5 protein-coding genes are annotated in these 5,309 nt (G+C 65.4%); 2 read left to right on the forward strand and 3 right to left on the reverse strand.

The window, feature by feature from the left end; genetic code table 11:
• Window positions 1-217: 217 nt before the first annotated feature.
• Window positions 218-997, forward strand: a complete 780-nt coding sequence (gene budA, locus HMPREF9062_RS01360) for an acetolactate decarboxylase (protein WP_009409827.1) — start codon at window positions 218-220, stop codon at window positions 995-997.
• Between the two features lie 73 nt (window positions 998-1,070).
• Here the strand turns inward: budA and nrdE are convergent, their stop codons facing one another.
• From nrdE to nrdH, 3 genes are read right to left on the reverse strand one after another with little or no spacing between them, the layout of a single operon-like run.
• Window positions 1,071-3,227 carry a class 1b ribonucleoside-diphosphate reductase subunit alpha gene (gene nrdE, locus HMPREF9062_RS01365; protein WP_009409828.1) on the reverse strand — a complete coding sequence of 719 codons (2,157 nt, stop codon included), beginning with the start codon at window positions 3,225-3,227 and terminating at the stop codon, window positions 1,071-1,073.
• Window positions 3,212-3,637: a class Ib ribonucleoside-diphosphate reductase assembly flavoprotein NrdI gene (gene nrdI / locus HMPREF9062_RS01370; protein ID WP_009409829.1), complete on the reverse strand. Its 426-nt coding sequence runs from the start codon at window positions 3,635-3,637 to the stop codon at window positions 3,212-3,214. Before nrdI ends, nrdE begins: the two co-directional genes overlap by 16 nt.
• On the reverse strand, window positions 3,634-3,888 hold the full coding sequence (gene nrdH / locus HMPREF9062_RS01375; protein ID WP_009409830.1) for a glutaredoxin-like protein NrdH: 255 nt from the start codon (window positions 3,886-3,888) through the stop codon (window positions 3,634-3,636). Before nrdH ends, nrdI begins: the two co-directional genes overlap by 4 nt.
• Window positions 3,889-4,436: 548 nt before the next feature.
• On the opposite strand from nrdH, the gene HMPREF9062_RS01380 reads away from it, so the two are divergent.
• Complete coding sequence (locus HMPREF9062_RS01380; RefSeq protein ID WP_009409831.1) at window positions 4,437-4,946, forward strand: transcription repressor NadR; 510 nt, start codon at window positions 4,437-4,439, stop codon at window positions 4,944-4,946.
• Window positions 4,947-5,309: the final 363 nt, after the last annotated feature.

A 5,309-nucleotide genomic window follows, 5' to 3' on the forward strand; every position in this document is an offset into this window, starting at 1 on the left:
ACTGCCCCGGCCCGTCGCACCAGCCCCCGACCGTGGTGTTCACCACCGCGAACACACCTCATGCGATGGTTGACGTCACGTAGACGCACATGACAATAAGAGGTTCTCAGGGTCGGAGGCGCCTGGGCACTCCGCCCGGGAATGATGATCTCGCCCATGTGATCCCATGCCCGGCACGGCAGTTCCTCGGCGAACCCGCGGCCCCTACCCTGACACCATGACGTCTCCGCAGCCGCACACCGTCACCCGCCACGAGATCTTCCAGTCCAGCCTCATCACGGCCCTGGCCCAGGGCGTCTACGACGATGAGATGACGCTGGCCGAGCTGTTGGGCCACGGCTCCTTCGGCATCGGCACCTTCAACGGGCTCGACGGCGAGATGGTGATCCTGGGCGGCGCCTGCTACCGGCTGCGCGGCGACGGGTCGGTGAGCATGCCGGACCTGAGCGAGCGCACGCCGTACGCCGTCGTGACGAACTTCGTACCGACCATCCACCACGAGGTGGGCGGGGCGGACGGAAGCAGGGTCGGCGATGTCTCCGGCGGGAGAGCCGGACCGTTCAGCCGGTCGGAGTTCTCCGCGATCGTCGACAGCCTCGTGTCGAGCTCGAACTACATGTACGCGCTGCGGGCGACCGGGCACTTCGCGTGGGCGAGCGCACGCACGGTGGTCAAACAGGACCGGCCGTACCGGCCGATGGCCGAAGCCACCGACGGCGAGGAGGTCGTGGTCCATGAGGACTTCGAGGGGACCGTGGCCGGTTTCCGCACGCCCCTGTACGAGCAGGGGATCTCAGTGGCGGGCTGCCACGCCCATATCATCGACGACGACCGCACCTGGGGCGGGCACCTGGTGGACTTCGAACTGACCCGGGGCGTGGTCGAGCTGTGCCCGGGCACCGACTTCCGGCTGCGGCTGCCGCTGACCGAGGAGTTCGGGGCGGTCGATCTCAGCGAGGACATGAGCGAGGAGATCAGGCAGGTCGAGCACCACTGAGAGGAACGAGGACGGCGGATAGTAGCCGAGGGGACGGGCCTCGATTCCGCCGGGCCTCGCCGACCCTCGCCGCTCACAGCATGCAGGACACGCAGCCGGCCACCTCGGTGCCCTCCAGGGCGGCCTGACGCAAGCGGATGTAGTAGAGCGTCTTAATGCCCTTGCGCCAAGCGTGAATCTGGGCACGGTTGACGTCCCGGGTGGTGGCGGTGTCCGGGAAGAACAGGGTCAGGCTCAGCCCCTGGTCCACGTGCTGGGTGGCCGCCGCGTAAGTGTCGATGATCTTCTCGGGGCCGATCTCGTAGGCGTCCTCGTAGTACTCGAGATTGTCATTCGTCATGTAGGGCGCCGGATAGTAGACGCGTCCAATCTTCCCCTCCTTGCGGATCTCGATCTTGGCGACGATCGGATGGATCGAGGAGGTCGAATGGTTGATGTAGGAGATCGAGCCGGTCGGAGGCACCGCCTGAAGGTTGCGATTGTAGATGCCGTCCCTCGCGATCTTCTCGGCCAGCTCCGACCAGTCGGCCCGCGTGGGCACGTGCGCACTGGAGGTCTCGAAGATCGTACGAACGCGGTCCGTGACGGGCACGAAGTCCTGAGTCGTGTACTTCTCGAAGAACTCACCGCTCGCGTACGTGGAATCCTCGAAGCCGACGAAGGACCTCCCCCGCTCGACAGCCAGCTCGTGCGAGGCACTCAGGGCCGCGAACAGCACGCAGGCGAAGTAGACGTTGGTGAAGTCCAGGCCCTCTTCGCTCCCGTAGTGGATCCCCTCGCGGGCCAGGAAACCGTGAAGGTTCATCTGCCCCAATCCGATCGCGTGGGACTCGCGGTTGCCGCGGTCGATGGAGGGCACGGACGGCAGATGCGTCTGGTCCGAGACCGCCGTCAGTCCCCGCACCGCCGTCGCGACCGTCCGAGCGAAATCCGGGGAGTCCATCGTCTTGGCGATATTGAGGCTTCCCAGGTTGCAGGAGATATCCTTGCCGACGTGAGCGAAGGACAGGTCCTCGTTCAGCGTGCTCGGCTCGGAGACCTGCAGAATCTCCGAGCAGAGGTTGGACATGACCACCTTGCCCTCGATCGGGTTGGCCCGGTTGACCGTGTCCTCGAACATGACGTACGGGTAGCCGGACTCGAACTGGATCTCGGCGAGCGTCTGGAAGAATTTGCGCGCGTTGATCCGAGTCTTCTTGATACGGTCGTCAGCAACCATCTCACGATACTTCTCAGTAACGTCGACCTCCGAGAACGCCATCCCGTAGACGCGTTCAACGTCATACGGGCTGAACAGACACATGTCTTCATTGTTCCGGGCCAGCTCGAAGGTGACGTCAGGAATGACGACGCCCAGTGAGAGGGTCTTAATGCGAATTTTCTCATCCGCATTCTCGCGTTTGGTATCGAGAAACCGCATGATATCGGGGTGATGTGCATGGAGATAAACAGCACCAGCGCCCTGACGAGCCCCCAGTTGATTGGCGTAGGAGAAGGAGTCCTCGAGAAGCTTCATAACCGGGATGACGCCACTGGACTGGTTCTCGATGCGCTTGATAGGCGCGCCCATCTCACGCAGGTTGGTCAGCAGCAGGGCCACCCCGCCACCGCGCTTGGACAGCTGGAGGGCCGAGTTGATACCGCGGGCGATCGACTCCATGTTGTCCTCGATGCGCACGAGGAAGCAGGAGACCGGCTCGCCGCGCTGCGCCTTGCCCTCGTTGAGGAAAGTAGGGGTGGCCGGCTGGAAGCGACCCGACATCATCTCATCGATGAGCCCCAGTGCAAGCCGCTCGTCGCCGTCGGCCAGGGCCAGTGCCACCATGGTGACGCGATCCTCGAACCGCTCCAAGTAGCGTTCGCCGTCGAAAGTCTTGAGCGTGTACGACGTGTAGTACTTGAAAGCCCCCAGGAAGGTATCGAAGCGAAATTCGTGCGCGTAGGCGGCTTCGAAGGCCGACGTGACGAACTCCGGCGAGTAGCGGTCGAGAACGGACTTCTCATAATAGCCCTCCTCAATCAGATAGGAGAGCTTCTCCTCAATGCTCCGGAAGTGGACCATATTCCGATCGACGTGCTGAAGGAAGTACTGACGCGCCGCCTCGCGATCCGCATCGAATTGGATCCTGCCGTTCTCGTCATACAGGTTCAGCGCGGCATTCAGGGAGTGATAATCACGCTCAGGGGAGGGGGCGGCTTCCGGCCCGGCGTCCGTCATCGTTTCTGCCAAAACGTATCCAATCCTTCTCTCACGCGTTCCACGTCGGTGGGGGTCCCCAGGAGCTCGTAACGGTACAGCAGCGGTACATCGAGTTTACTGGCGATAATATCACCGGCCAGACAGTATGCCTCGCCGAAGTTGGTGTTGCCCGAGGAGATCACCCCCCGGCACAGAGACCGATGATGCGGATCATTGAGAAATGCAATGACCTGCTTGGGAACAGCCCCTTTGACGCTGCCACCGCCGTACGTCGGCACGACCAGGACGTAGTCCTCATCAACGGTGAGCGGTCCATCCGCCCGACGCAGTGGAATGCGCGCGCACCGGTAGCCGAGCTTACCCACGAAACGGTGGGTGTTCTCCGAAGCGGAGGAGAAGTACACCAGGAGCGGGCCGTCCCGGTGCTCCGAGACGGTCACGCCCCTCGAACTGCGAGGCTCGGAGAGGCGAGCGCAAGAGCCTTGATCTTGTCCGGGCGGAAGCCGGACCAGTGCTCCTCCCCCGCCACGACGACCGGGGCCTGGGCGTAGCCGAGGGACGTGACCTGCTCGAGGGCCTCGGCATCCAGCGAGATGTCCACCGTCTCGTAGACCAGGCCCGCCTTGTCCAGGGCACGGCGGGTGGCGCTGCACTGCACGCAGTTGGGCTTGGAGTAGACGGTGATCGCCATGTCGGTCTCCTGGCTCTCGTGAAGGGTCGATGGATCGCATACCCGAGCCGCCGACACCGGCCCCTCGGGAGGAGGGTCTTCCCCGGTGCGACAACGCTCGTGTCATTCTCGGACGGGCGCGCCCGTCTCGCGAGGTATGACACTACCCCTAGTGGTGGTGACGTGCCAGCACCCCAAGATGATGTGCCTTACGTGGCGCTGTGCGCAGCAGGCCTGCTTCCTGTGGACAGCCGCGCCCGGCCTGTGGACGCGGGCCAATGACGTCGTCGCCCGGCACCCGCGCGACAGGGCGGCGACCGCCTCACGATCTGCGCAACCATGGTCTTACAGGGGTGTGACACGAACCCGCGCCCCTGGCCCGCAGGACTCCCCGAGCGGCTCGCTCCGCGCATCCCCACCCTGGGGACAAGGTCCGCAGGACACGCCGGCGACCCGGATAGCACCGGCGTGTCGGCACCCGCCGGAGGCGCCCCCCGGCTCCCCGTCCGGGGAACGCGTTACGGTGGGGCACGTCGCACACGAACGCTTCGGGACCAGGAGGGCCGACCGTGGACGCCGCCGACCGCCGCATCGCGATCCTCGACAGGCTGAACAACACCACCGTGCCCCTGCCCGCCGCCGGGCTGGGCGAGGCGCTGGGCGTATCCCGTCAAATCATCGTGGGCGACGTCGCCCTGCTGCGTGCCTCGGGCCACTCGATCCACGCCACCAATCGGGGTTACCTCCTGGCGCGCCCCGCGACGCGGCCGCGACGCCCGCTCCTCGTCCAGCACACGCGCGAGCAGATCCCCCTCGAGCTCTCCACGGTCCTCGACGCCGGGGGCGCCGTCATCGACGTCTCCGTCGAGCACCGTCTCTACGGCCAGATCACCGCGGACCTGATCATCCGGGACCGCAACGACCTTCAGGCCTTCCTCGCCCGTCTGAGCGACTCCTCCTCCCTGGCCGAACTGACCAACGGGTGGCACACCCATACGATCGAGGCCGAGTCCGAGGAGGATCTCGACGAGATCGCCCGACGACTCGACCGCCTGGGACTCCTGCGCACGCAGGGCTGACGACCGCCGACGGCGCGGAGAGGGCCGGTCGGCGGAGCTCGTCGTTCTCGCAGCCGCGGGTGCGAGGAGCGCACCACTCGTCGCACTGGGCGTGTCGCGCCCGCTCGCATGCACGCCATCGAGCGCCGCCGGCCCTCGTGCCTCCCGCATTCGCCGCGCGATGACGGCGTTTCCCGGCCCCGTCCGCTCCGGGGGGAGCGGGCTTCCCCGCGGGCGGAGCGTCATTGTCCGGTGCTCGCTTCCAGAGTGTTCACAGGATCACGCGTTGGACTTGCATGCGTCCGATCCGAGCAGCACTCACCAACAACCACCCCTGTCTCCGAGAAAGGAGTCCCGCGATGACCCTTGCCGCGCTCGCCTCCA

Origin of the sequence: Actinomyces sp. oral taxon 448 str. F0400 (assembly GCF_000220835.1) — a bacterium.
In the GTDB taxonomy this organism is placed as follows: Bacteria; Actinomycetota; Actinomycetes; order Actinomycetales; family Actinomycetaceae; genus Actinomyces.